Genomic DNA, 26,236 nt, shown 5'->3' on the forward strand with positions numbered 1-26,236 from the left:
CTTTAGATTAATCCACTCGCGCGCAACCTGCATGATCTCGATCAGGGCTTTTCGCCCTTGAGTCGGCGCAGGCTGATGTCGGCCAGGCAGGTGTCGAGTTCACCGAGGTGATCGATCACCGAATGCACACCCAGACCAAACAGTTGCATCGTTGCCTTGCCGCGTTTGAATTCCCGTTCCTGCTGAGTCAGCGCCTGCCATTCGTTGGGCGCCAGGCCGCAGAGTGAGCCGCAGGACGCCAGCCCAATCGTCCATAATCCGGCATTGAGCCCTGCTTGCAGCAATCGCGGTTCGCCGCTGACCAGCACGCAACCTTCCAGTCGTTCAACATTCAACGTCATCAAGGCTTGCCAGCAGGCGTGCGGTGCCGGCCATGGATTGTTTGTTTCGGATTGTTGCGAGGGTTTGATCCATGAAGGCAAGGCAGCGGCCAGGGAATGGCTGAGGGCAGGGGGGAGTTCATCGAGCCAGGCACAGGGAATCTGCTGATGCTGCAAGCTGCGCAGGCTATCCAGCGCACCGGGCGTGGCCTCGGCGTGCAGGGCAGAGGGGGCGCCATGTGCGCGTGTGCGGGCACCGAAATCCACCAGGCAACCACTGAGGCCGAACAGGACGGCGGTCAGGCTGGGCGCAATGTGGGGCAAGGTTTCGGCGTGCGGCATATCAACGTCCCTGAAATAGCCTCAAGGCTAGGCGGCGAAGGTGACAGTTGGGTGACACTGATGTGAATCCACACGAATGAACTGCAGGCTGCCTTGCACGGTGCTGCCTAAAGCGGCTTTTCCGTCTTATACTAGTCCGCTTAACGCTTGGGCCAAGGGCCCGTGCCAGTACAATCCAAGGAGTTTTTCTATGCGCTGGAGCAATCATCTAGCTCAGTTTTGTGTGTTTACCAGCGTTTTGCTGGTTCCGTTCGTTGCCCAGGCAGCCTCGGAAGACGACCCTTGGGAAAGCATCAACCGCCCGATCTACAAGTTCAACGATGTGCTCGACACCTATGCGCTGAAGCCTTTGGCCCAGGGCTATCAGTTCGTGACGCCGCAATTCCTTGAAGACGGCATCCACAACATGTTTCGCAACGTCGGTGAAGTCACCAACCTTGCCAACGATATCCTGCAGGCCAAACCGGCCGCCGCTGGCGTCGACACCGCACGCTTGATCTTCAACACCACCTTCGGCCTGCTGGGCTTCTTCGATGTGGGCACCAAGATGGGCCTGCAACGCAATGACGAAGACTTCGGCCAGACCCTCGGCTACTGGGGCGTAGGCAGCGGCCCATACGTGATGCTGCCGCTTCTGGGCCCAAGCACCCTGCGTGACGCGCCTTCCAAGTATGTCGACGGCTACACCGGCCCGTACCCGTACATCAACGACGTGCCTGTGCGTAACTCGATCTTTGGCCTGAACATCATCGACACCCGCGCCAGTCTGCTGTCGAGCGAAAAGCTGATCACCGGCGACAAGTACACCTTCATCCGCAATGCGTACTTGCAGAACCGCGAATTCAAAGTAAAAGACGGCAAGGTCGAAGACGATTTTTGATTTCGACCGGTAAAACGATGAAGGCGGCCAGTGGGCCGCCTTCTTTCGTTTGGCTTCCGGGACCGGTTTGGCTCATGGGTTTGAACCTTCCATTACGTTACGGTTTTGCCTGTTCTTATAACTCCCGGTGATTTGAAATCGAAAGACGTCAAGCGACCATCGGCGTGAGCTTGAAACGCCCCGCGGATGGGAGTACCGTCTGCGCCTTAGAAGGGCACCTCTGGTGTACCTGTGTGTAGGGCAAATGCTCGAAAACAGTGCAGTAGAGAGGCTAGAAAGCGAATCCAGTAGTGTGAGCCGGGACAAAGCCCCTGCCTGCTACGCCAACCTAATTCTGGCGCCGTTTGCCCACATGCCAAAAACCAGTGCCACGCTGCTGATAATCGATGATGACGAAGTAGTGCGCGCGAGCCTCGCCGCCTATTTGGAAGACAGTGGTTTCAGCGTCTTGCAGGCCAGCAATGGCCAGCAGGGTCTTCAGGTATTCGAGCAAGACAAGCCCGACTTGGTCATCTGCGATCTGCGCATGCCACAGATGGGCGGACTCGAACTCATTCGCCAGATCACCGAGCTGTCGCCACAAACCCCGGTGATCGTGGTTTCGGGCGCCGGCGTGATGAACGACGCGGTCGAGGCCCTGCGCCTGGGCGCGGCGGACTACCTGATCAAGCCTCTCGAAGATCTGGCTGTGCTCGAGCACTCTGTGCGCCGGGCCCTGGATCGTGCGCGCCTGCTGCTGGAAAACCAGCGCTACCGCGAGAAGCTGGAAAAGGCCAACCGCGAGCTCGCCGCCAGCCTGAACCTGCTCCAGGAAGACCAGAACGCCGGTCGCCAGGTGCAGATGAACATGCTGCCGGTCAGCCCCTGGACCATCGACGAGTTCCAGTTTGCCCACCAGATCATCCCGTCGCTGTACCTGTCGGGTGATTTCGTCGACTACTTTCGGGTCGACGAGCGTCGGGTAGCCTTCTACCTGGCGGACGTTTCCGGTCATGGCGCCTCTTCAGCCTTCGTTACCGTGCTGCTGAAGTTCATGACCACGCGTTTGCTGTTCGAATCCAAGCGCAGCGGTACATTGCCGGAATTCAAGCCTTCAGAGGTCCTTGGTCATATCAACCGAGGCCTGATCAGTTGTAAGCTGGGCAAACACGTCACAATGGTCGGTGGAGTCATCGACGAGGAGACAGGTTTGTTGACCTATAGCATCGGTGGTCATTTGCCGTTGCCTGTGTTGTACACGCCAGACAGTGTTCGTTATCTGGAAGGGCGTGGTCTGCCGGTGGGCCTCTTCAATGAAGCTACCTACGAAGACCACGTGCTGGAGCTGCCGCCGACGTTCAGCCTGACGCTGATGTCCGATGGCATTCTGGACCTTTTGCCAGAACCTACACTCAAAGAAAAAGAAGCGGCTTTGCCCCAACGGGTCAAGGCAGCGGGCGGCAGCCTGGATGGTCTGCGGCAGGTTTTTGGATTGGCCACGCTAGGGGAGATGCCGGATGATATCGCCCTGTTGGTGTTGAGCAGGAATCTTTAATGAGTACCGGTAGAATCCAGTTCGCCGAGCAGGATGGCACCTTCGTCCTGAAGTTCGTCGGTGAAGTTCGCCTGACCCTGTGTTCGGCGTTGGATGCGACTATTGAGCGGATCTTCACGGCGTTGAACTTCAACGCAATCGTGATCGACCTGACCGAAACCCGCAGCATCGACAGCACCACCCTTGGCCTTTTGGCCAAGCTGTCGATCCTGTCGCGGCAAAAGGTCGGCTTGCTGCCGACCGTCGTCACCACCCACGAAGACATCACCCGTCTGCTGCAGTCCATGGGCTTCGAGCAAGTGTTCAACATCGTTGACCGCCCGATCCCGTGCCCTGAGTGCCTGACCGACCTGCCAGACCAGGATCAGTCCGAAGAAGTGGTACGGATCAAAGTGCTCGAAGCGCACAAGATCCTTATGGGCCTGAACGACTCCAATCGTGAAGCGTTCCATGATCTGGTGAACGCCCTCGAGCGCCACTGATTCACTGCATACCTGTGGCGAGGGAGCTTGCTCCCGCTGGGTTGCGAAGCAGCCCCAAAATCGACATATAAAAAAGGGCGAACCCGGTAAGGTTCGCCCTTTTTGCGTTTGCTCTTACTGGATCAGAGCTTGGCTTGCAGCAATGCCTCAAGCTTTTCCTGGTCACGAGCAAACTGACGAATACCTTCAGCCAGTTTCTCGGTCGCCATCGCGTCCTCGTTGGACAACCAACGGAACTGCGCTTCATTCAAGCTCAAACGCGCTTCACCGGCATGACCCGGGGCCAATTTGCGCTCCAGCTTGCCAGTATCCGCCGCCAGCTTATCAATCAGATCCGGGCTGATGGTCAGGCGGTCGCAACCGGCCAGTTGCTCGATCTGATTCAGGTTACGGAAGCTCGCGCCCATGACCACAGTCTTGTAGTCATTGGCCTTGTAGTAGTTGTAGATACGCGTCACCGACTGCACGCCCGGATCATCCGCGCCGGTGTAGTCGTTGCCGTTGGCCTTCTTGTACCAGTCGTAGATACGACCCACGAACGGCGAAATCAGGAACACCCCGGCGTCAGCACACGCCGCAGCCTGAGCGAAGGAGAACAGCAACGTCAGGTTGGTCTGAATGCCTTCTTTTTCCAGGATTTCGGCAGCGCGGATGCCTTCCCAGGTTGAAGCGATCTTGATCAGCACGCGGTCACGGCCAATGCCGGCCTTGTCGTACAGGTCGATCAGACGGTGCGCCCGCTTCAATACGGCGTCAGTGTCGAACGACAGGCGCGCATCCACTTCGGTGGAAATACGGCCAGGGATCACTTTCAGAATTTTCTTGCCCTACCGCGACGCCAAAACGGTCGCTGGCCAGGCCCACATCGCCCTTGCAGTCGCTGACGCAAGCGTTCAGCAACTCGGCATAACCGGGAATGGCCGCCGCTTTCAGCAGCAGGGAAGGGTTGGTGGTAGCGTCCACGGGTTTAACGCGAGCGATAGCTTCGAAGTCGCCGGTGTCGGCAACCACGGTGGTCATTTGTTTGAGTTGTTCCAGCTTGGAAGTCATGGGCGTGCTCTGTCCTATGGGTCTAATGACATTACCCGAGCGCTGACAGCCACTCAAGGGTGCGTGTACGTATCGAGGGCCCCAGCGGCAACAACGTGAAAACGGCTGTTTGAATGGCGGGGCGCGGTATCGGTAAATACGATGCCAAATTCGGGCGCAGGTTCAACCCGGGTGACCGTTAGTACCCAGAAGATCCACAGTCATGACTTCAATTCGCCAATACGTCTCGGAAAACGTCAGGGCGAATAGCGGCGATATGAAGGAGCGATCGTGCAGCCCCGGAAGGGGACCGTCGTCCTTGTTCCCACTCCTGCAGAGTGCGTACGGAAACGCCCAGCAGCTCCGCAAACTTCGGTTGCGATAGACCGGTTTTGCTTCGGGCCTCTGCGGCCTCGGTTACTTCAACTTTGTGAACGTCGCCGTGTAGGCCGGCTTTGACTTCAAGAATCGACGCCAACAGTTCTTCGCCAATATTGCGTTTGGCATCCCGTTCCATCAGTTCTTTTTCAGTCAGGGGCATGATTTAGCTCCTTTGCGATTTTGCGCAGTATATGCGCGGGGATGTTCTCTGTGGCGCCTTTGCCGTAGATCAGCAATGTGACCAAGGCGCCGCTGGCAAGTTGCGCGATGTAGATAATTCTAACCGCGCCACTTTTACCGCGCCCATCCATGCTCCAGCGCACTTTTCGGCATCCTTCCGAGCCGGGGATCACTGCGCCTGTGTCCGGATTGTTCGCCAGATAGGACATGAAGGCACCACGTTCTTCTTCAGTCCAGTAATCCGGCCAGAGTTTTGTAAAAAGCTTGGATTCAATGATTGTCAGCATGGTTACGATCATACGTCTTTGACGTAGTGGCTGACAATTGGAGACTAATTGCCTTTTATTAGATCCGGCGACAGGTTCGGGCTCACAACTCTGATCGTCTTGGACCGCTTGAGATAAGACCTTTGAGTGCATGAACCGAGCCCGTCTTGGCCAAAAATTCAACGCTGCCGTCTCGCAACGTTACAAATTCGACGTGATCACCTGCGGCCAACCCGAGTGAGGTGCGAACCTGCGCCGGAATGGTAATTCGTCCTTGCGTCGTTAGCCTCGCAGTTGCCATCAATGACACTCCATCAACGTAGCTGGGGATTTTCCGGTTACCGCCCCTCCAACAACTCCGCCGCCTGATCCAGCAACACCAAAGGCTCTTTAGCCTTATGAATATCCACCGACAACAACTGCCGAAACTTGCGCGCCCCCGGAAACCCGGTGCCCAGCCCCAACACATGCCGAGTGATGTGGTGCATCGAGCCGCCCGCATCGATGTGCGCGGCTATATACGGCCGCAACTGCGCCAGCGCCTCGGCCCGGCTGATCACCGGTGCCGTGCTGCCGAACAGCTGCTGATCCACCTCAGCCATCACATAAGGATTGTGATAAGCCTCACGACCCAACATCACACCGTCGAACGTCTGCAAATGCTCGTGACAGGCTTCCAGCGTCTTGATCCCGCCGTTGAGAATAATCTCCAACTCCGGGAAATCCGTCTTCAACCGCGCCGCCACGTCATAGCGCAGAGGCGGAATGTCGCGGTTCTCCTTCGGCGACAACCCCTCCAGAATCGCAATCCGCGCATGCACCGTAAAACTCGTGCACCCGGCATCCCGAACCGTGCCGACGAAATCACACAACTCCTCGTAACTGTCCCGCCCATTAATCCCGATCCGATGCTTCACCGTCACCGGAATCGCCACCGCATCGCGCATCGCCTTCACACAATCGGCCACCAACTGCGGATGCCCCATCAGGCACGCACCGATCATATTGTTCTGCACCCGATCACTCGGGCACCCGACATTCAGATTCACCTCGTCGTAACCGTGCTCCTGCGCCATGCGCGCGCACATCGCCAGGTCCAGCGGCACACTGCCGCCGAGTTGCAGCGCGAGCGGGTGCTCGGCTTCGTTGTGACGCAGGAAGCGGTCGTGATCACCGTTGAGCAGCGCGCCGGTGGTGACCATTTCTGTGTAGAGGAGCGCGTGCTTGGAGAGTAGGCGTAGGAAAAAACGGCAATGCCTATCAGTCCAATCCATCATCGGGGCGACGGAGAAGCGGCGGGAGAGCGGGGCGGGTGTGGCGGTGATTGGGGGCATTGGCGGTTCTGAGATGGGTGGGGCTGGGAGGTGGGGAGTTTATCAGGATTGGGGTTGCGGGTTTAGGTGAGGCTTACTGTGATTGTTCAGGAAATCTGAGCAACGGCATGTGAGGAAATCGACTGGATCGGTACGAGTAAATAAGTCTGTCCCCATTTTTCAGTGGAGGCGCCAGCCAGGGTCATCAGAAACGGACAACATTGATCCCGATTCGCGGAAAACGATCTGCCATCATTCAACGCACCTTACCAGAGCGGTTATCATTCACCTCATCAATGACATGGAGCAGGGAATCGAGGGTGGCTTTTAGGAGTTTCCTTACAGTCAGCACCTGGACTTCCCTGTAATGTGAAGCTGCCCCCAGCCTCAGGCCGGGATTCAAAGATGTATCAAGGACGACGAATGATCTCTTCTGCACGACTGGGCGATAAGCATGTCTGCCCATTGCCGGGACACGGCACTACGCCAATTGCCTCCGCCAGCGCTAACACGAACATTAACCTCATGGGCTCGGCCCGTGTTGGTGATACCTGTGGCTGTGGCGCTGTTATTACTACAGGGTTTCCTTCCATTCAAGTGAATGGGCGCCCCATGGCGCACTTGGGTAGCCCTACCAGCCATGGTGGAACCATCATCACCGGGTCAGGCGATGTCGGCGGTGGTTTTGTCATGGGGGCCGCTCCTGGTGCATCAATCATCAACTTTGCCGTCATGGGAGCAATCCGCCCTGATGGCTCCGTGGATGAAGAACGCATGGCAACCCTGCTGGCTGATCCGAAGCTGACAGAGAAGGCCTCTGCTGCGAATGCTTTGGTAGATCCAGCTGCTCAGGCAACCCCATCTCCCGGACCTAAGACAGAAGGGAAGAAACCGGAGCCCGTCGTTTGCAAAGATCCTGACTTAATGGAAGAGGTCGCGATTTACATTGCTGGTGAAATGAACCGCAACATTACTCACCCGTCAGTGGTGAAGATGAAGAAGCTCAACAGCTTTGACGCTGCTACTGAATATAAGAAGCTTCAGCAAAAGGCTTGGTATGCCCGCTTGTCTCCGCCCAACTTCGAAGCCATGGAACTGGGGAACAAGGGCGCCGCGATGGCCCTTTGGGCAGAGCGGGTTGGCCAGAACAGACCGTGGGATCACAAAGTTACGATAGGAGAACAGTTTGGCGGGCCTTGGCAGAAACAGGGCAAGTTTGATTATTTCTATGACATCTGGTCGAACGTACATTACGGATTCGTCGGCATGGCGGGAGGACTTTCCGAAGGCGTTCTGCTGGATGGCGCCGGCGTTGAGCAGATCGCCTCGGACTCGATTCGCAAAATTCAAAAGTGGGATAAAAGACAGGGGCCGCACCGGTCAGCAGACATCGAAGGGATGCGGGCGTGGGATGATGTTGGAGACAGAGTGTCTATCAGCATCGGCGTCAAACTCTACAGGCAGCACCCAAACGGCGGGATAACAGCGAAAATGTTGATGAACGAAGTGTTAGCTCTACCGCGCTCAAGCTGGGGGGATGGCATCCGTGACCACATCTGTAAGTAAATCCCCCCCGCGGCATATCTGGCGCTGGCTGATCATGCTGTTCCTGGCGCCCATCATCTTTTGGCATTTCGCTACGCCTCAGGTGAATTTCTACTTTTCCGAGAAAGGCCAGGGTCGGCTTGGATACATCTTGAATGTCCAGCACGACATCTCCAAGGGCGAAATTTACCCCGGTGAAGTGACTGGAGGTCCCGGTCACATCTTCCCTGATAAGAAGTTTTTCATGGAGTTTGACTGGAACAACGGAGGCAAATCGCACTGCATCCGCGTCAAACCGACATGGCCTAATACTGACATTTACATCGGTCCACAGGGTGAGATTGATAGCCGGACGGACAGTCGCCGCATTGAGCCGTGTGGGCCATTGCCGAAGGGCTAACAATTCTTGTAGAGTGCCAACTATCTCAGGGGCTTATGCCCCTGATTTATCTCCATGCTGCGATGTTCCTCGCAACTCAGCCTTACCATCAGTCATTCTTCGTCTGATGGGTCAGGAGCCGAAAGTACAGGCCAGTTTAAAAGACGTGTTAATTGTTTTCCGATATTTACATTGGCAAGCATAGTAGATAGCTGTTTCTCTAATGCCGCTTTGTCATTGCAATATATAGCTTGATCTCCATAGCTTAGATGGCAAGGGTAACCGTGACTCGCTCGTTCAAATACGGCAAGATCTTCTTCCTTTCCACCGGCAGCTTCGTTGACAGCCACGATATAAGTTTTGAATTTCATCGGTTCTTGGAAACTGTTTGAAATAAAGCCAGCTAACGCTCCCAAGCTATCTCTTTTACGTTTAAAAACGATGCTGATTTTTCCGTCGCTTGCGGATTTTATTTGATCATCCAAGTCTTTGAAAATCAAATCAATTTCCATATTGACTTTTGTGGCTGCCTCCGCGGCCTCTAATCCTTTCTTGAACGAATTTTCGAAATTAATGGCCATTAGGCTACCTCTTTTTCAATTGTCGCATACACCGGGATGTGGTCAAACTCTGACTTAGAATCAATAACCAGCGCGGTTAGATCCGCAATATTAGCGAAGTGCTCTCCATTCTCCAGCAAACTCCAATCGTCACCGCGTGTGAGGGAGGAGGAGAACATGATCTGATCAAATGTAAACCATTTGGAAACTGTTCCACCTTTCCAATAATGACTTCCTAGTGGTCGTTTAAGGTCAGTATTTCTTTGACCTAAAAACCCCCAAAATGGATTGTAAATTAAATGTTCTTTGCGACTCACGAACTCGCGATGCCTACTTGCCTTCAGTTGTACACTGAGGGCTCTACTAAATGGCTCCTCGTTATAATCGCCTAACAGAATTATGTTTGGCTGAGATCCGTCAGGTGTTGTGATATTTCTAGTTGTATCGCGTAAACGAATGCCAAGCTCGTCACGTACCGGGTCGTGCTCTCCAACGTTCAGTCTACTAGGCCAGTGGGAGGCTAAAATAAAGATGGGCTTGCCAGACAATTTCTCGATTAGGGTCAGTTGTTGCGCCACCTTTAAAGTACTGCCTCCGTCAGAGGATGATATGTCCTCGATCCTTATAAGTTCGAATATCTCAGTGTCGTATATGTAGCAGGTGTCGTACTTGGCTCGTCCGGCAGAAGTAATGCCAGATTCAAATTTCATGTTTTTTATTGAGATTAATTGTTCTAGGTGGTTCATGTCTTCAAGCGACATTTCACCTAATGCCAGAAAGGAAACTCTATTGTTTATTAGTAATAGTTTGATAACGCTGGCAGCAGCAGTCCGAAGCCCTTCGCTGGCACGAGTCAGGGCACGCGGTGCAAGACTGGTATTCCACCATGCGACGGTGATTTGATGCTTTTCCTTGAGGGCCGGATCTGCCATACATTTCCTGTGATATTTAGATTGAGAGGAATTCCCTTCAAATCCGCTGTAATCAACGCTTAGCAATGCGCCCTGTCACGGATGACTGCGCTACCTATCCGGAGCAGGAGCACCTGGCAAAGCGTAGTAGCGCCTGCAAATTTCAATCCGAAGAATCAGGCCTGCTTCTCAAATCTACTGCTCAACGTAACCTGAGCGCACCAAAATCTCTTGCAGCTTATCGAAGACCTCTTTGATCAGATAGGCTTCATCTTCACTTCCAGCATTACTCGTAAATTCGAACCAACCCACACGCTTTACAAATTGAGCGAGAGCCAAGGTTTCAGCGTCGGTCAAAAACTCGCTTTCAGCGGCTCCCGATGAGGTAGTGATGGTCAGCTAAGGCTCAAACTGACACGTCTGGAACCCTTGAAAACAGTGGAGCGGGTGGCGGGAATCGAACTCGCGTGATCAGCTTGGAAAGCTCATAACGATCTGTTTGGATGAAAGGAAGGGGGACTGGAAATAAGGTAGGGCTAGTTCGAACGACCGCATTCGACTCAGCCCGTCCGATCGTCGCATCTCGAAAACAACAACCGATTAGAACCCTGCGTCTTCAACGCTGGCTCAGGCACCATTGATTAAGGGAGATGCCAAGAGTAACAATTTCGTTGTGCATCTCGACTGTGCCCTCCAAGACCTCACTTACCCAAAAGCTTTCGAATTTTCGCCGCCCATGCTCAAAGCCTGCTACTTCCGCGCCTCCGCCAAGGTATTCGCCGGTATCCGCTTTGTGCTTCTGCGAGGGTTTGTGTGATATGAGCTGTCGATGCTTGATCGTGTTGCTGAATCCAGCGAGATAGCGAAACCAAGGAAGCCTGGTGACGCGCGTTATCTCCTCCTTCAACTTGCCTTCGGGAAGCCCGTCACGCGCCTTGCCAATAGTGCAGTGTTCGATACATAAGGGCTGGGAGAGTACTAAGGCATTAACTATCTGAGCGAAGATATCAAAGGTATTGCGGGTGATATTAACCGCAGCAATCAGGTTTGCCTCGCTGGCTAGCTTGGCCTCCTCAAACGTCTCATCGGTTCCCATCATCATGACACCGGCAAACAACTTGATTCCATCAGGGTCCTGGTCAATGTGGTAGCTAGCGAAAGCATCTCGAGCCAGATTCTTGTGGTACTGATAGATGTAGAGAGAGTGAGCTACGGAATCAACCGTACTGAGAAGCCAGACCTTCTCCGGCTTGACCGTGTTGATATATCCCTTCAGTGCGACTAAGTCCCATTTTCTGCCCATCATTGCTCCGCGCTAGGTAAATTCATGAGAATGGCTGGGGGTTGTGTGAGGTCTAACGCCTTCAGTCGAGCTAGACCTTGTTTGATATGACCCGCGTTTTCGCCAATTGTGTGAAGTGCCCCCCGCACGTTCTCGCTACCTCTGCAGCGTTTTGCCGCTCTGCCCACAGAGTTACTTCCATCACGGCTGCTTCCAAGGCTAGTTGATTGTGATAAATCCTTTCCAGAACTTCCGCCAGTGAGTACTCGCTTGCCACGGTTGCCGACTCCTTTCGAAAGAACTCAAGCATAGCAGCGACAGTGCTGGTGATTGGCGCCGAAATCGGTTGCTTAATTTTTGCTACAGAGAAGGCGGCAGGCGGAAAGCGGCGGGGGGCGTTTTATCAGGTTGGGTTTGCGGGGGCTTAGACGAATCTTGCAGCAGTTCTTTAGCGCGTGTGAGTGAAGGAAGTCGAGGATTCAGAGAAATTGGCCAATGGGGCGTCCGAGGAGGGCGCCCCTTTGTGACGTCAGGACGGTTCAGCATCCATACGTCTGGCAATGACATCCAGCACATCACACCCATCGCGCAAGGGGATGCAGCAAAGCATTGCGAAGTCGCTGAGTATCACCGAATCCGTGGTGATGTCGCCGCGCATCGCGAGGTTTTCCAGGATCTGCGTTACCGCACCAATTCGGTAGCGGGCGGTGCTAAGCAGTGAGTGCAGCGGTTGGGTGGTGTTTACATACAGCGAGGGAAGGTCGTCGGCGTTGCTGGTTAAAGCCATATATTCTTTCATGAGTGATTACCTTGAAGTGAAGTGAGATCACCTACCACTCGTTGTCGCCAAACAAAGGGTGGTAGCTGTACGCGGGTTGGCGAACCGGACAAGGCACAAACCGGCAGACCCGAAGATCTCCCACGCACAGCCACCAAAAAAGGTAGCCAAGTGCGTTTAGAAACTCTCCGAACTGGCTCGGAGGTTTCTGTGCCTTATCATCGAGTCGCCAAACCCGATACGTCATATGGACGCGGACCGGACTATAGGCCTCGTGACAAAAGCACAGCAATGCGCAAGTGTACGGACAATTCCCAGAGTCGTGTAGGACGTTGCTATTTCGACAGTTTGTCCGGGGAACACTGTAGTGGTCTAATGAAACCGGACACCCATTTAGGCGAGAATGCTCGCCAGATCGAGGTGTCAGATGACCAAACAACGCCGCTCCTTTACTCCTGAATTCAAGCGCGAGGCTGCCGACCTCGTGCTCAAACAAAACTACAGCTACATCGAAGCCAGCCGTTCACTCGGCATTGGTGAGTCAGCATTGCGCCGCTGGGTTGACCAGATTCAGAAAGAACATAAAGGCATCACCCCGCAGAGCAAGGCGCTGACGCCGGAACAGCAAAAAATTCAGGAGCTGGAGGCCCGGATCGCTCGGCTTGAGCGAGAGAAATCCATATTAAAAAAGGCTACCGCGCTCTTGATGTCGGAAGATCACGAGCGTTCGCGCTGATTGACCAGTTGAGTGCCCATGAACCGGTTGATTGGCTGTGCAAGGTGTTGGACGTCACTCGCTCGTGTTACTACGCCCAGCGCCTGCGGCGCCGCACGCCCGATGTTGAACGGCTTCGATTACGTAGTCGCGTCAGTGAGCTGTTCTCGCAAAGTCGCAGCTCTGCGGGCAGTCGCAGCATTCTGTCGCTGATGCGTGAAGACGGTGAGCAGATCGGTCGATTCAAAGTGCGCAGCTTGATGCGCGAGCTTGATTTAGTCAGCAAACAACCCGGCTCCCATGCCTACAAACGAGCAACAGTAGAAAGACTGGATATCCCGAACACATTGAACCGCGAGTTCGACGTGCCAGCGCCCAATCAAGTCTGGTGCGGCGATATCACCTACATTTGGGCGCAAGGAAAGTGGCATTACCTGGCTGTTGTCCTGGATCTTTGTACGCGTCGGATCGTGGGCTGGGCGCTGTCGGAAAAGCCAGATGCTGAGCTGGTGATCAAAGCGCTGGATATGGCTTACGAGCAGCGTGGCAGGCCTTCGGATCTGCTATTCCACTCGGACCAGGGATCGCAATATGCAAGCCGACTCTTTCGCCAGCGGTTGTGGCGATACCGCATGCGCCAGAGCATGAGTCGACGAGGAAACTGCTGGGATAACGCACCGATGGAACGCGTATTTCGCAGCTTGAAAACAGAATGGATACCGACCGTGGGCTATCGAACTGCGCAGGAAGCAAAGCGCGATATCAGCCATTTTTTGATGCATCGTTACAACTGGATTCGGCCTCATCAATTCAACGATGGGTTGGCACCAGCGCAGGCCGAGGAAAAACTTAACGTCGTGTCCGGGATTAGTTGACCACTACACACCCTTTTTTGCATCAGGAAACCGAAGTACCTGAACAATCGCTGTCACCCAACAAAGTTTCATAATTCCCGGCGGGCTTGCGGTATAGGATGACTCCCTAAGGTCACCGCGCTTCCAACCCACAGGAAACTGAAAAATGATCTCGAACCTCGTCAAAGTCGCTCTGGTCGCCGGTGCATTGCTGTTAAGCGCCTGTTCGGGTGCAAGCACCCATAGCGAATATTCGGAAGCCACCCTGCCGTCTGCCGGTTTTGGTCCGGGGCCTACCAACAACCCCAATAAGATGAGTTTCCATGGCAGTGCGCTCGGCAACAGCTTCGGCGAGTACAGTTCGGGGTTGTTGCACGACGATTAACGGCGGAAGTGTTTCCGCCGTTTTGCGTTTTGCCTGATGTGCCGTGTGCGTTGGGTTGGCGACTGCTTCGCAGCCGGACGCAGGCTTCGCCAGCTGCTATGTATGGACTCGCCCCCCACATTCAACCTGCTTTTGAACACTGCTACCCGGTTGCATCTATGTATGAGGCCTGTTCGAGGAAGTCTTGAGCGGCTTCTGGCCAACATTGGGTAAGCTCGCGGTATGCCGATTACAGTAAGGCCTCGAGGGCCAGTAGCAGCTCAGGCATCAATCCGCGACGGTCTGACCTGGGGTCAATGTTCTTAGCATGGGTTGGAGCGCTTAACGCCCCGGTGGCAGAACTCAGTGATCAGTGACTCATCGCAGCCTCCGGCTCAGCGCCCGGCTGGCGACGATAAGTCTGGTCGTTTTGCAGTAGCACCCAGAGGATGCGCAGGTTGCGGTTGGCCAATCGCACCGCCGCTTCCTTGCGACCCAGACGAGAGATCCAGCGCTGGAGACGTTGGTCGTCCGGCTGCTGTGAATCGGGTCGTAGCTGTTTCAAGACGGCGTGGGCACCCTGGATCGTTAGACTGCGCAAGTAAGCATCGCCATGTTTGCTCATCTTGCCCAGTCGAACCTTCTCGCCAGTGCTGTGCTGGCTGGGCACCAACCCGAAGTAGGCGGCGAACAAGCGGGCGTTGGCAAAGCGCTCAGGCTGGGTCTGCTTGGCCAACAGCGCCGTGGCGATGATCGGACCAACGCCGCGCACCGTCATCAGCCGCCTTGCCGTCTCGTCCTCCTTCGCGGCCGTTTCCAGCCGACCGGTCAGCACGTTGACGCGCTCGCCCAGTTGGCTCCATTCGCCCAACAGTTCGGCGATCAGTTCGCGCAGCAAATCGGGCAACGGTTGGGAGGCATCTTCCAGTATCCGAGGCACGAGCTGGCTGACAGCTGTTTCGCCCTGCGCCAGGGCCACGCCATGTTCCAGCAGTAACCCGCGCATCTGATTGCCGACCGCCGTGCGTCGCCGCACATAACCCTGCCGAGCCCGATGCAAAGCCTGCATCGCCAGCGCCGCCGCACTCTTGAGCGGCACGGCCGAAATCTTGATATCGCGGCCTGCGCGCAAGATCGCCAATGCATCGTTGCGATCATTTTTCGGGCCGCTGCGATGATTGGCAACCAGCTGGGCCGGGAGGATGCGGACTGGATTGCCCTGCGTTTGCAGCAATCGTCCCCAGGCCTGAGCGCCTGACCCGGTTTCCACCAACACCGTCACGCTCGCGGGAAGTTTATGAAGAAATGCCTGGAAGGCCTCGCGTGACTTGATTCGATCCTCGAACAACACCCGACCGAGGGCATCCTCCCCGGCCAGCTGAAAGACCCTTTTGGCAAGATCCACCGCAACGGTGGTGCATGCCACCACATCGGCTGACAAAGACTGATTGATCGTCGTATGCTTTTTCATGGCCTCGCCCTCGCTGTCGTTGGCTTCTATAAGAATGCCACCGTGGCGCACAGACGCCTCGGCTTGGGCGAGTCCATTCAATTACAGGGGTTGTGTGCGTGGCGGTTATTTGGGGGCGGGCGTTGCTATCCATTGGCCCAGAACTTTTTGGTAGTTGCCTGTGACTTTGGCCAGGTGCAACCACTGATCGACGTACAACTTCCAGGTCATGTCGTCACGCGGTAGCAAGTAAGCCTTTTCGCCGTACTGCATGAATTGCTTCGGGTTCACCGCGCACAATCCAGGTTTCAGTTTCTGCTGATACAGCGCTTCCGAAGCATCGGTGATCATCACGTCAGCCTTCTTGTCCAGCAGCTCCTGGAAGATGGTCACGTTGTCGTGAAGGCGCAATTGCGCCTTGGGCAGGAAGGCGTGAACAAAGGCTTCGTTGGTGCCGCCGGCCGGTTCGACCAGGCGAACCGAAGGCTGGTTGATTTGCTCGACGGTCTGGTACAGCGCCTGATCTTCGCAGCGCACCAGCGGGATTTTGCCGTCGACGTCGAGCGTGGTGCTGAAGAAGGCCTTTTTCTGGCGTTCCAGGGTGACCGATATGCCGCCGACGCCGATGTCGCATTTGCCCGCGAGCATGTCGGGCATCAGGGTTTTCCAGGTGGTCTGCACCCACTCGACCTTGACGCCCAGGCTGTCGGCCAGCGAGCGGGCCATGGCGATGTCGATGCCCGAGTATTCGCCGTCCTCGGCTTTGACGGTGTAGGGTTTGTAGTCGCCCGTTGTGCACACGCGCAGTTGGCCCTGTTGGATGACGCTGTCCAAGTGCAATGGCTCTGCCTGAGCGGTAAACGATAGTGCGAGCAGGCCACCGAGCATCATTGTGCTTTTCAGGTTGTTCATTGTTATCCGGCTTCCATGATGGAGTGGGGGCTGAGAGTACTGACTTTCTGCTGCCCCGCTCAACATCATCCTGGGTTTTCAACTCGGTCTCGATTCGCGAGCGCTATTGCCCCGCCACCTCTATTTCCGGACTCAACGTCCCCAACCAAGCCACCAACCCCACAATCAATACCGCCGCCGCCAATTCAACCACCACGCTGCGCCGCAACGTATTCGCTGCCACGCGATACTGACCCTCACGCAACGACCGCTGCAAAAACGGCCCCAGGTGAAACCGGTTCAACGCGGCGAGCACCAGCATCCCGGCAAACAGCGCGATTTTGATGGACAGTAAAATTCCGTAGGTACTGAGCAATACATCGTCGAGCGTTGGGCCCACGATGAACAGGTAGTTCACGACGCCCGTGAGCGTGATGACGGCCACGATCACCGCACCTACCCATTCAAATCGGCTGACTGCCCGAGCCAGCAATCTGATGCGTTCCTCGGTTTGCAGATCGTTGATCTTTGCCATCAAGGCAAGCGCGACCAGCGCACCGAACCAGGCTCCCGATGCCAGCAGATGCAAGATGTCAGTGATGAAATGCCAGTAACGACGGTCACCTTCATCCATCGCCCCATGACCGCTCCAGGCCAGGCTGGCCAAGGCGATAGCGCCGGCAAAAGAGGCGATCAGCAGGCTGAATCCGGGCGCTCGGTGATTGAGCATCACCGCCAGGCTGGCGATAACCAGTGCGACGATGCGCACGACCCAGGCCAACCCGACATCGGTCTCAAGCACCATCATCTCGATATGCGGGCGCAGCTCGGCAAAGTCCGTCTCACCGCTCATGGCGCTCGCCATCATCACCATGCTGGCGACAGAAAGCAGCACACCCAGCAATGCCGACCCCGTCAACATCGACCGAAACGGCAGCGCCACCCCTGACACCCGTTCCTGTTCTTTCAGGCTGTACAGCCCAAATAGAGCGAGCCCAAACAGCAGCATCAAATCCACATACAACCCAAAGCGCAGTGCAATGCTGACCGAGTCGCTCATCAATCACTTCACTTTGAACGTGACGTTGCCGGTGATCGGGTGAGTGTCCGAAGACACGGCGCGCCATTCGACTTTGTAGCTGCCGGCAGGCAGTGGCGAAAGCGGTGTGATGACCATGGTTTTCGGATCGCTACCACCGGCGACTTTGGCTTTCATGGGCATGGGGGAGTGCGCCATGCCGGGCATTTCGGTCATGACCAGTTTTGCGCCTGAGAACTGGGTCATGAGGCTTTCGGAAAAGTGCAGTTCGATTTTTCCGGGTGATGCGCCATCCGCGCCTTCGGCCGGGGTGGAGGACAGCAGTTTCGGGTGGGCTTGAGCGAGCGCGCTCATGAGCAGCCCAATGGCAACAGCGGTAGTTTTAATCATGTGCATGCAAGGCCTCTTGCCGCTTTAAGCGGCTGTTTTTTTGGTTGTTGAGTTAATGCGTTTAGAACCACATCCGAACGCCAAGAACGAGGCGTGCTTCGCTGCGATCCTCACCTTCATCGTTGGCGTAGTCGGCGGTTTTGCCGTAGGTGCGGTTCCAGGTCACGCCGATGTAAGGCGCGAATTCCCGGCGGATTTCATAGCGCAATCTAAGGCCGGCTTCGGTGTTGGATAACCCGGAACCGATGCCCCGTTGCGGATCGTTTTTGCCGTAGACGTTGAGCTCGGCGGTCGGCTGCAGGATGAGCCGGTTGGTCAGCAGGATGTCGTAGTCGCCTTCCAGTCGCGCGGCGGTTTGGCCGCCTTCGCCGATGAAAGCGGTGGCTTCGGTTTCGAAGTTGTACAGCGCCATGCCTTGCACGCCGAGCGCGGCCCAGGTTTGCGGGTCGCCGGGTTTGAAGTCCTGACGAACGCCGGTCACCACGTCCCACCACGGGGAGATCGCGTGGCCCCACAGGGCCTGGACTTCGGCGTCTTCGGTTTTGCCGTTGGTGCGTTCGCCTTCGGAGCGCAGCCACAGGCGATCGATGTCGCCGCCGATCCAGCCGGAGAGATCCCAGGCCAGGGTGCTGCCGTCGTCAGCGTCCTGCCATTCGAGTTTTTCGGCGAGCAAGTAATGGTTGAGCGCGGTGTCATGCACCTTGTGGCCGGACGGAGTGGCATACACGGCGGCGCGGTCGGCATCGGTCAGCGCCGGGATCGGCGTGCGGCTTTCGGTCGGCGCGGCGGGCTGCATCTGGCCGTCGTCCATGCTTTGCATTTGGCCAGGGTCCATACCCTGCATCTGGCTATGATCCATGCCCTGCATCTGGCTATGGTCCATACCCTGCATTTGGCTGTGATCCATGTTCTGTATGTCGTTGGTGGCGGCCATCGCCGAAGAGAGAGTCAAGCTCGCGGTCACGAGTGCCAATGAGATTGGAGTGAGTCTGGTCATGGTTAGGCGCCTCATTCTTCCACCCGAACTTCACGGAACATGCCCATTTCCATGTGGTACAGGAGATGGCAGTGATAGGCCCAACGGCCGAGTGCATCGGCGGTCACCCGATAGCTGCGTCGGGAACCGGGCGGCATGTCGATGGTGTGTTTGCGCACCATGAAGTCGCCGTTCTCGTCTTCGAGGTCGCTCCACATGCCGTGCAGATGGATCGGGTGGGTCATCATCGTGTCGTTGACCAGCACCACCCGAACCCGCTCGCCATATTTGAGGCGCACAGGTTCGGCATCGGAGAACTTCACGCCGTTGAACGACCAGGCGAATTTCTCCATGTGGCCGGTGAGGTGCAGTTCAATGGTGCGGCCCGGCTCGCGGCCGTCCGGGTCTTCGAAGGTGCTGCGCAGGTCGGAATAGGTCAGGACGCGGCGGCCGTTGTTGCGCAGGCCCAGGCCGGGATCGTCGAGTTTGGGGGCGGTGGTCATGGCTTGCATGTCCACCAGCGGGTTGTCTTTTTCCGTCTCGGGATGGGACTGCATGCCGGGCATGGCCATGGCGCTGTGATCCATGCCCGCCATGCTGCCGTGGTCCATTCCGCCCATGCCCATGTCATCCATGGTCACCAGCGGTCGAGGGTCCAGCGGCGGTACCGGCGCGGATAAACCGGCTTTCGCTGCAAGCGTGCCGCGTGCAAAGCCAGTCCGATCCATCGATTGGGCGAAGAGGGTGTAAGCCGCTTCGGTCGGCTCGACAATCACATCGAAGGTCTCCGCCACCGCAATGCGAAACTCATCAACGCTCACCGGTTTGACGTGCAGCCCATCCGCAGCGACCACCGTCATTTTCAGCCCGGGAATGCGCACGTCGAAGTACGTCATGCCGGAGCCATTGATGAAGCGCAGGCGCAGCTTCTCGCCCGGCCGGAACACGCCCGTCCAGTTCGCGTTCGGCGCCTGGCCGTTCATCAAGTAGGTGTACGTTGCGCCGCTGACGTCGGCCAGGTCGGTGGGGTTCATCTTCATTTCGGCCCACATCTTTCGATCGGCGACCGTGGAACCCCAACCTTTCTCGCTGACGTCGTGGATGAAATCACCCACGGTGCGCTTGTTGTAGTTGTAGTAATCGGACTGTTTTTTCAGTGTCTTCATCAGGCTGACCGGATCTTCATCGGTCCAGTCGGTCAGCATCACCACGTAATCGCGGTCGTACTGGAACGGCTCCGGCTCCTTGGCATCAATCACCAACGGCCCGTAAACGCCGGACTGCTCCTGAAAACCCGAATGGCTGTGGTACCAGTAAGTGCCGTTCTGCCGGACCTTGAACTGGTAGACGTACATGCCATCCGGCTCGATGCCGTGAAAGCTCAGCCCCGGCACGCCGTCCATGTTGGCCGGCAGCAAGATGCCGTGCCAGTGAATGGAGGTGTCGGCGTTGAGTTTGTTCTTCACCCGCAGCGTCACCGTGTCGCCTTCGCGCCAGCGCAGCAGGGGCCCGGGAATACCGCCGTTGATGGTCATCGCGGTGCGCGGGGTGCCGGTGATGTTGACCGGGGTTTCACCGATGAGCAGGTCGAAATCGGTGCCCGCCAGCACCTGAGGCTCGCCGGGACTGGTGACCGCCCAGACAGGCGTGCGCCATAACCCGAGGCCGCTGAGGAGCCCGCCCGCGGCGAGCCCCTTCACGAAGGTGCGTCTTGATGTGTTGGAATGCATGCCGTGTTCCCGGTCCGTCAGCGAGAGAGCTTGACGACGAGGCTAACGGGCGGTGCCTTTCAGCAGGCTGAGGCGCAGATTACAGTTTTGACAGTTTCAAACTGTGGCTATTGGCGTGAATTGGGCGTTGACGCCGCGGCGACAGTGCCGCCGCCGCAATTGATATACGAAGACGACTTCAACCAGCGTTGGTCCGGATAGTAAGAAAACAACAACTGCCCATCCTTCATCGAATCAATCAACTGATGCGCAATCGCCGGCCGCACAGCAGGACAACCCAGGCTTCTACCGATCCGGCCATTCGCACGGGCAAGAACCGGGCTGACATAAGGCGCGCCGTGAATAACGATCGCCCGCTCATATGCGTTGTCGTTGAAACCCGGCTCCAGCCCTTCCATGCGCAAGGAATAACCGTTCTGGCCGACATAGCTCGACTGGGTGCGGTACAAACCGAGGCTGGTGGCAAAGCTTTCATTCTGGTTGGAGAACTTGACCGCCATGTTCTCGCCGCTGTTGCGACCATGGGCAACCAGTTCGTGGAACAGCAATTTACGTTTCTTCAGATCGAACACCCATAACCGTTGTTCGGTCGAAGGCAATGAGTAGTCGATGACAGCAAGTCTTTGGACAGGTGCTTGACCTTGGGCCAAGCTGCATTGGGTAGCGCGTACGGCCAGCCCGATGACTTTGGCGTTGGCGCCTGGTGCTGCTTTGAGCAGCGCGGCTTCAAGCGAATCGGCGTAGGCTGCCGGTACTGAAACTAACGTCAGCAGCAAGGCCGAGAATAGGAAACCAAAGCGGTCTAGCGCCATATGTAAGTCTCACATTAATGTTTCGAGTCTAGCAGTGTGCAGGATGCTAGCCGTTGAATACGGGGCGATTAAGGATTATCCATGGGGCAGTTATCAAGGTTATTCGTCATAAGCCGCATCTTTTTTATGGGCTTTCTGATCAGCGGCGCAGCGATTGCAGAAACTTCGTCGATTGAGACGGTATCTGCCGTCATCAGCAGAACTGGCGCAGCACCTGACGATTACGTCGCTCAAACGATTCAGGCGGCACTTGAGCCATTGAGTTCATCGTTTCCCCCCTTGCTCACTTCTCGTGGCCATCAACGGGTGGATCCGAGTCGCGTGGTCATGGATTTTTACATGCATCGCAGTTATCGCTCGGCCTGGGCGAACGACAGCGATGTCATCCAGTTATTGAAAAGCCTGAGCGAGATCCAGGCCGATGGGTTGGACCCTGCGGACTTTCATATCGATGAGTTGGCGAAGGCCAGAGCCTCGATGCAGGCCGCAGAACCGACAGTGGCGCAACGGGCGGCGTTCGATATCGCGGCCACCCGGACCTTTGTCACGGCGCTGCTGCAATTGCGGCGCGGCAAGGTTGACCCTTCGCGTCTGGACATCCATTGGAATTTCGACCCAGTCGGCGCCGATCCTCGTGGCGACATGAATAACTTGTTCGCCGCGCTCGATGCTCATGACGTTGCACGCGCCTTTGCGCAGGCGCCACCACAAGAGGCGGTTTACCGCAGCCTGCGCGTGGGCCTGGCACAACTGCGCAAGGTTCTGGATGCGGGCGGCTGGCCGAAGATTGCCGAAGGCCAATCGCTCAAGCCAGGCATGGACGACGCCGCGGTCGCGCAGTTGCGAGCACGTTTGGTGGCGGGTGGTTATCTGGCCCCCTCAAAGAAGCCACGCACTGATTACGACGACAGCGTCGCGGCGGCGGTGAAAAAGTATCAAGCGGAGCAATACCTGGGGGCGGATGGCGTGGCGGGGGCCGCGACACTGGCGGCGTTGAATGTGCCCGTGGAGGCACGGATAGATCAGGTTCGGGTGAACATGGAGCGTGCGCGTTGGTTGTTGTACAAACTTCAGGGCACTTTTGTCGTCGTTGATATTGCGGGTTACAAGGTGGCGCTCTATCGCGACGGTAAAGCGATATGGCGTTCCCGGGTTCAGGTCGGTAAGCCGTTCCGCAGTACGCCGGTGTTTCAATCCGAGATTACTTATGTAACGTTCAACCCCACTTGGACCGTGCCACCGACCATCCTTGTCAAAGACATGCTGCCCAAGATTCAACGAAATCCTGGCTACCTTGCCGCCAACCGTATAAGAGCCCTTGATCGAGAGGGGAATGTGCTCGATCCGGCGACCATCGACTGGGATAACGCGCGCGGTATCACGCTGCGACAGGATGCCGGGCCGGATAACTCGCTGGGGCAGGTGGTCATTCGGTTTCCCAATGAATATTCGATCTACCTCCACGACACGCCGCATCGCGAGTTGTTTGCGCAATCACGCCGTGCCACCAGTTCAGGCTGCATACGGGTGGAGAACCCGCTGCAGTTAGTAGAGCTACTGTTCAACGACCCGGTTCGTTGGAACAGTGCCGGGATACAGGCCCAGTTGGCTAACGGCAAGACCGAAAACATCAGGCTGCCCGTCAAGGTGCCGGTGCTGTTGGCTTACTGGACGGTGGACCTGAGTAACGATGGTCGAGTGATGTTTAAACCTGATGTCTACGGGTACGATTCCGCAGTACTACGGGGACTGAATCTGCCTTCGGAACTGCCCGTTCTGGATGTGCGACGAGCAGGAACTTCCGTTGTCGCGACGGGGCAAAACCGGCAATGGCCGTAAAGGAAGCGGGACTTGCTATCCATATGTAACGAGCTGCTCATCGATGCAAGCGCTCTGCGTCAACCTTTGCGCTCCGTCGCAGATTCAGGGGTTGGTGAAGCCAAAAGGTTGGCTCACCCGTTGAAAACTATCACAATACAAAATAGTCACCGATCATCGAAGTAAAGGGATAGGAAATTGAAGATGGATGTTGCGCAAAAAAAACCGTCACTCCACACGGGTATGCTTGATGTGCATGACCTCGATGAGTGCCGCAACATTCGAAAAGGTGCCGTGTTTATCATTGCCTCGGGGGCGTCCGCTAAAGATTTTCCGCTGGAAAAGTTTGCGGACGTTCCGATGATCACGATGAACGGCGCCATTTCCATGTTCTCCGGGACAGGCATCAAGCCATTCTTTTATGCCTGTACGGATCAAGGCTTTTCCCGGGAGCAACCCAAACTGTTTTCAGAGGCGATGCGCATCAGTCCGCGGGTTGCACTGTGGCAAGAGCACATCTGGCATACGACGGTAGCGCCTGAGGGCGAACTGTATTTGCTTGGCCGAGCACCCAAACTCTCCTGGACAGACCTGGTTTTCAGGGCCGATAAAGAACTCATCAGAAGTCGCAAACTCGGAACTGGCCGTAATAGAACCCTGGGTTTTAGCAAGAACCTTAAACGCGGTTTTTTTGATGCCCGTACGGTGGCCTATCTGGCGGTACAGATTGCCTATCACGTGGGGTTTACCAAAGTGTTTCTGGTCGGCGTCGACTTGAATCAGTCGGTAAGCCGTTTTTACGAAGGGGACGATAATACGTTAGCGTCACCATGCCTGCTCGATCAGCATTTTAATACGAGAATTCTGCCGTCGTTCGAGATCTTGTCGAAGTACGTCGTGAATGATGATTTTCAGGTCTACAACTTGTCTGACTCCTCAAGGATTCCGGGTGAACTCATTCCCCGAGTGACGCTGGATGAGATCGACAAGTTGATCTAAAGGTTGTTCGTGCATTATTGAAATGGGCGCCCGCGAGGCGCCCATTTTTTTTGTGGGCGCGTCGATCCTGGTGGTCTGTTTGGCAGGCTGCGCAACCAGCAGCAGACTCCACCGGTTCCAACATCAGCGATGATGCTGGACGATGAGTAAATGCGCCTGGGGGATGCAGAAAGTGCCCGGGCGCATTTGCACAGTGCGATGCGGCGGCTGGCCAAAGGACATTTGCCGCATACCCCCCCGTAGACTAAGCTCACAAAAAATAAGGGTTTTGGGGTGTTACCCATGCCTTACCCTTACAGGACGCGCTTTTGCCTATCCCTCTTCACGATCCGAACAACGCCACCGGCGTTACGTTGAAACGGTTACCTCTGCGCAAAGCAGCGGTACTGTTTATCGCGGTCGTGTGCCTGAGCCTGTGCGGTTTGCTCTACCTGCAACTGGAGCAGTCGCGCCGGCATGACCTGGCATTGGCGCAAGTGGCGTCATCAAACCTGACGCGGGCCATGGCGCAACAAGCCGAAGACACCTTCATGCAAGCCGATCTGGTACTGACCAGTCTGGTCGACTGGATTCAGGCTGACGGTTTCGGCGCGCCCCAAAAGGCGCGCCTGCAGAAAACATTCGCCCGGCGGGTGCAGGCGCTGAATCAATTGCACGGGATATTTCTGTTCGACCAAAAGGGGCAATGGATTGTTAGCTCCTTCGAAAATCTGCCGCGCGGCCCGGGTGTGGCGGATCGCGAGTACTTCAAGTTCCACCAGCAGAACGCCTCGTCCCTGGCGCACATCGGGCCGGCGATTCGCAGTCGGGAAAATGGCGAGTGGATCATCCCGATATCCAAACGGGTGAACGACAAGAATGGCAATTTCGAGGGCGTCTTGTTGGCCGGTATCAAGATGGCGTACTTCGATCAGTTCTTCAAAAGCTTCAGCATTGATGACAACGGTTCGATGTTTTTGGGGTTGACCGACGGAACGCTGCTGGCACGACGGCCGTTTGTGGAGTCGCTGATTGGCACATCACTGGCCAAGAGCGAGATCTTCGAGAAATTGCTGCCCAACGCGCCTTCCGGTAACGCGATGTTCCGCTCGCTGGTCGATGGTGTTGTGCGGTTGTATGGCTACCGTCAGCTCGACACTTATCCGCTGGTCGTGTCTGCCGCCTCGTCCAGGGATTCGATTCTCAAGGATTGGAACGACACGGCGTTTCGCTCCACGGTCATCGTTGCCCTGGTGGTGTTGGGCGTGGGGCTGTTCGGTTGGATGTTCCTTTATCAGGTGCGTGTCGGCGAACAGGTCGAGGCGGATTTGCGCAAGGCAAAGGAAGCGCTGAAGCTGATCGCGACCCACGACAGCCTGACCGGCCTGGCCAATCGCCGGCTGTTCGAGGGCGCGCTGGACATCGAGTTCGGCCGGGGCGCGCGGAAGTCGAGTTCGCTGAGCCTGATCATGCTCGATATCGATTACTTCAAACGCTACAACGACGCTTACGGCCACGTGGCGGGGGACCATTGCCTGGCTGAAGTGGCGCGGGCGGTGAAGGGGTGCTGCCATCGAAAAGCTGATTTGGCCGTGCGCTACGGCGGTGAGGAGTTTGCGGTATTGCTGCCCGACACGGACATTCACGGTGCAATGGTGATTGCCGAGCAGATCCGCCGCAGTGTCATGGACAAGAACATTATCCACAGCGGTTCGCCTTCGGGCTTCGTGACGGTCAGTCTGGGTTGTTATTCGTTTGTGCCGACGGGGCGGGACAGCATGGAAGTGTTCATCGAACGTGCGGATGCGGCGCTGTATCAAGCCAAGCATTCGGGGCGAAACCGCTCGGCGGTGCTGTCGATGGAGGGCGGTGTCGAGGCGCTGCTGCGTTCGGATCGTTGAGGTGTCTCTGGATGTTGTTTCACCCGCGCAACACCCCGGCCAGCCGGCTGTCTGCCTGTCAGATCCTCTTCAATTGATCGTCTAGAGTTGCGGTAACTCTGCCAATCCCGGCAGGTCTCGCCACCGCACGGATGAT

The 26,236-nt window shown here is 56.3% G+C and carries 27 protein-coding genes and 2 pseudogenes; 10 read left to right on the plus strand and 19 right to left on the minus strand.

What is annotated here, in order from left to right:
* Positions 1-41 precede the first annotated feature (41 nt).
* A complete protein-coding gene (locus tag ABH912_RS30760) occupies positions 42-662 on the minus strand; it encodes a phosphatase (RefSeq protein ID WP_033061897.1) in 621 nt (206 codons plus the stop codon).
* 190 nt (positions 663-852) lie between these two features.
* Here ABH912_RS30760 and ABH912_RS30765 point away from each other — a divergent pair, with 190 nt between their 5' ends.
* The 3 genes from ABH912_RS30765 (at position 853) to rssC (ending at position 3,558) form a co-directional block, all read left to right on the plus strand.
* Positions 853-1,542: an MlaA family lipoprotein gene (locus ABH912_RS30765; RefSeq protein WP_033061896.1), complete on the plus strand. Its 690-nt coding sequence runs from the start codon at positions 853-855 to the stop codon at positions 1,540-1,542.
* A 352-nt stretch (positions 1,543-1,894) separates the two neighbouring features.
* Positions 1,895-3,076 carry a two-component system response regulator RssB gene (gene rssB, locus ABH912_RS30770; RefSeq protein WP_429512600.1) on the plus strand — a complete coding sequence of 394 codons (1,182 nt, stop codon included), beginning with the start codon at positions 1,895-1,897 and terminating at the stop codon, positions 3,074-3,076.
* On the plus strand, positions 3,076-3,558 hold the full coding sequence (rssC, locus tag ABH912_RS30775; protein WP_007935262.1) for an anti-sigma factor antagonist RssC: 483 nt from the start codon (positions 3,076-3,078) through the stop codon (positions 3,556-3,558). Before rssB ends, rssC begins: the two co-directional genes overlap by 1 nt.
* A gap of 122 nt (positions 3,559-3,680) precedes the next feature.
* On the opposite strand, the pseudogene tal reads toward rssC, so the two are convergent.
* From tal to dusA, 5 genes and pseudogenes are all read right to left on the minus strand, one after another.
* Positions 3,681-4,608, minus strand: a pseudogene (gene tal / locus ABH912_RS30780) (transaldolase).
* A gap of 208 nt (positions 4,609-4,816) precedes the next feature.
* The gene (locus tag ABH912_RS30785; RefSeq protein WP_033061895.1) at positions 4,817-5,128 is read right to left on the minus strand and encodes a helix-turn-helix domain-containing protein; all 312 of its coding nucleotides are present in this window, start codon (positions 5,126-5,128) and stop codon (positions 4,817-4,819) included.
* Positions 5,115-5,435 carry a transcriptional regulator gene (locus ABH912_RS30790; RefSeq protein ID WP_429512602.1) on the minus strand — a complete coding sequence of 107 codons (321 nt, stop codon included), beginning with the start codon at positions 5,433-5,435 and terminating at the stop codon, positions 5,115-5,117. The genes ABH912_RS30785 and ABH912_RS30790 overlap by 14 nt, the downstream gene beginning before the upstream one ends.
* A gap of 82 nt (positions 5,436-5,517) precedes the next feature.
* On the minus strand, positions 5,518-5,715 hold the full coding sequence (locus ABH912_RS30795) for an AbrB/MazE/SpoVT family DNA-binding domain-containing protein (RefSeq protein ID WP_429512604.1): 198 nt from the start codon (positions 5,713-5,715) through the stop codon (positions 5,518-5,520).
* A 37-nt stretch (positions 5,716-5,752) separates the two neighbouring features.
* The gene (gene dusA, locus ABH912_RS30800; protein ID WP_429512605.1) at positions 5,753-6,748 is read right to left on the minus strand and encodes a tRNA dihydrouridine(20/20a) synthase DusA; all 996 of its coding nucleotides are present in this window, start codon (positions 6,746-6,748) and stop codon (positions 5,753-5,755) included.
* Between the two features lie 402 nt (positions 6,749-7,150).
* On the opposite strand from dusA, the gene ABH912_RS30805 reads away from it, so the two are divergent.
* Together ABH912_RS30805 and ABH912_RS30810 are read left to right on the plus strand one after the other, a co-directional pair.
* A complete protein-coding gene (locus ABH912_RS30805) occupies positions 7,151-8,293 on the plus strand; it encodes a polymorphic toxin type 44 domain-containing protein (RefSeq protein ID WP_429512606.1) in 1,143 nt (380 codons plus the stop codon).
* Positions 8,274-8,672 (plus strand): hypothetical protein, encoded by a 399-nt coding sequence (locus ABH912_RS30810; protein ID WP_429512608.1) that lies wholly within the window; start codon positions 8,274-8,276, stop codon positions 8,670-8,672. Before ABH912_RS30805 ends, ABH912_RS30810 begins: the two co-directional genes overlap by 20 nt.
* Before the next feature lie 92 nt (positions 8,673-8,764).
* Here the strand turns inward: ABH912_RS30810 and ABH912_RS30815 are convergent, their stop codons facing one another.
* The 6 genes and pseudogenes from ABH912_RS30815 to ABH912_RS30840 form a co-directional block, all read right to left on the minus strand.
* Entirely contained in the window at positions 8,765-9,232 is a 468-nt protein-coding gene (locus ABH912_RS30815; protein WP_429512610.1) for a hypothetical protein, read from the minus strand.
* Entirely contained in the window at positions 9,232-10,143 is a 912-nt protein-coding gene (locus ABH912_RS30820) for an endonuclease/exonuclease/phosphatase family protein (protein WP_429512612.1), read from the minus strand. Before ABH912_RS30820 ends, ABH912_RS30815 begins: the two co-directional genes overlap by 1 nt.
* A 174-nt stretch (positions 10,144-10,317) precedes the next feature.
* The gene (locus ABH912_RS30825) at positions 10,318-10,479 is read right to left on the minus strand and encodes a DUF7706 family protein (RefSeq protein ID WP_429512614.1); all 162 of its coding nucleotides are present in this window, start codon (positions 10,477-10,479) and stop codon (positions 10,318-10,320) included.
* 259 nt (positions 10,480-10,738) lie between these two features.
* The gene (locus tag ABH912_RS30830) at positions 10,739-11,425 is read right to left on the minus strand and encodes a hypothetical protein (protein ID WP_429512615.1); all 687 of its coding nucleotides are present in this window, start codon (positions 11,423-11,425) and stop codon (positions 10,739-10,741) included.
* Positions 11,425-11,681, minus strand: a pseudogene (locus tag ABH912_RS30835) (hypothetical protein). Before ABH912_RS30835 ends, ABH912_RS30830 begins: the two are co-directional and overlap by 1 nt.
* A gap of 252 nt (positions 11,682-11,933) precedes the next feature.
* A complete protein-coding gene (locus ABH912_RS30840; protein WP_046047769.1) occupies positions 11,934-12,203 on the minus strand; it encodes a hypothetical protein in 270 nt (89 codons plus the stop codon).
* Between the two features lie 406 nt (positions 12,204-12,609).
* Here ABH912_RS30840 and ABH912_RS30845 point away from each other — a divergent pair.
* Both ABH912_RS30845 and ABH912_RS30850 read left to right on the plus strand, forming a co-directional pair.
* Positions 12,610-13,772, plus strand: a protein-coding gene (locus ABH912_RS30845) for an IS3 family transposase (RefSeq protein ID WP_429509521.1) whose coding sequence is annotated in 2 segments (ribosomal slippage) — positions 12,610-12,865 and positions 12,865-13,772 — 1,164 coding nt in all. Because the reading frame shifts where the segments join, the coding sequence is not laid out codon by codon here.
* A 145-nt stretch (positions 13,773-13,917) separates the two neighbouring features.
* A complete protein-coding gene (locus ABH912_RS30850) occupies positions 13,918-14,136 on the plus strand; it encodes a hypothetical protein (RefSeq protein WP_429512617.1) in 219 nt (72 codons plus the stop codon).
* Positions 14,137-14,485: 349 nt separating this feature from the next.
* Here ABH912_RS30850 and ABH912_RS30855 read toward each other — a convergent pair whose 3' ends face one another.
* The 7 genes from ABH912_RS30855 to ABH912_RS30885 all read right to left on the minus strand — a co-directional run bounded on the left by ABH912_RS30855 (position 14,486) and on the right by ABH912_RS30885 (position 21,403).
* Positions 14,486-15,586, minus strand: a complete 1,101-nt coding sequence (locus ABH912_RS30855) for an IS110 family transposase (protein WP_429512619.1) — start codon at positions 15,584-15,586, stop codon at positions 14,486-14,488.
* 105 nt (positions 15,587-15,691) lie between these two features.
* Positions 15,692-16,477, minus strand: a complete 786-nt coding sequence (locus ABH912_RS30860; RefSeq protein WP_429512620.1) for a transporter substrate-binding domain-containing protein — start codon at positions 16,475-16,477, stop codon at positions 15,692-15,694.
* A 103-nt stretch (positions 16,478-16,580) separates the two neighbouring features.
* Positions 16,581-17,516 carry a copper homeostasis membrane protein CopD gene (gene copD / locus ABH912_RS30865; RefSeq protein ID WP_429512622.1) on the minus strand — a complete coding sequence of 312 codons (936 nt, stop codon included), beginning with the start codon at positions 17,514-17,516 and terminating at the stop codon, positions 16,581-16,583.
* 3 nt (positions 17,517-17,519) lie between these two features.
* On the minus strand, positions 17,520-17,891 hold the full coding sequence (gene copC, locus ABH912_RS30870) for a copper homeostasis periplasmic binding protein CopC (protein WP_033061887.1): 372 nt from the start codon (positions 17,889-17,891) through the stop codon (positions 17,520-17,522).
* 55 nt (positions 17,892-17,946) lie between these two features.
* Positions 17,947-18,882 (minus strand): copper resistance protein B, encoded by a 936-nt coding sequence (locus ABH912_RS30875; RefSeq protein ID WP_429512624.1) that lies wholly within the window; start codon positions 18,880-18,882, stop codon positions 17,947-17,949.
* Positions 18,883-18,893: 11 nt separating this feature from the next.
* Positions 18,894-20,591 carry a copper resistance system multicopper oxidase gene (locus tag ABH912_RS30880; protein ID WP_429512626.1) on the minus strand — a complete coding sequence of 566 codons (1,698 nt, stop codon included), beginning with the start codon at positions 20,589-20,591 and terminating at the stop codon, positions 18,894-18,896.
* Between the two features lie 107 nt (positions 20,592-20,698).
* Positions 20,699-21,403 (minus strand): murein L,D-transpeptidase catalytic domain family protein, encoded by a 705-nt coding sequence (locus ABH912_RS30885; protein ID WP_429512627.1) that lies wholly within the window; start codon positions 21,401-21,403, stop codon positions 20,699-20,701.
* A gap of 81 nt (positions 21,404-21,484) precedes the next feature.
* On the opposite strand from ABH912_RS30885, the gene ABH912_RS30890 reads away from it, so the two are divergent.
* The 3 genes from ABH912_RS30890 to ABH912_RS30900 all read left to right on the plus strand — a co-directional run bounded on the left by ABH912_RS30890 (position 21,485) and on the right by ABH912_RS30900 (position 26,100).
* Entirely contained in the window at positions 21,485-23,242 is a 1,758-nt protein-coding gene (locus ABH912_RS30890) for a L,D-transpeptidase family protein (RefSeq protein WP_429512628.1), read from the plus strand.
* 183 nt (positions 23,243-23,425) lie between these two features.
* Positions 23,426-24,220 carry an LPS biosynthesis protein gene (locus tag ABH912_RS30895; protein WP_033061880.1) on the plus strand — a complete coding sequence of 265 codons (795 nt, stop codon included), beginning with the start codon at positions 23,426-23,428 and terminating at the stop codon, positions 24,218-24,220.
* A 308-nt stretch (positions 24,221-24,528) separates the two neighbouring features.
* Positions 24,529-26,100, plus strand: a complete 1,572-nt coding sequence (locus ABH912_RS30900; RefSeq protein ID WP_033061879.1) for a sensor domain-containing diguanylate cyclase — start codon at positions 24,529-24,531, stop codon at positions 26,098-26,100.
* Positions 26,101-26,236: the final 136 nt, after the last annotated feature.

Source organism: Pseudomonas sp. BT76 TE3572 (assembly GCF_050435365.1).
In the GTDB taxonomy this organism is placed as follows: Bacteria; Pseudomonadota; Gammaproteobacteria; order Pseudomonadales; family Pseudomonadaceae; genus Aquipseudomonas; species Aquipseudomonas fluorescens_W.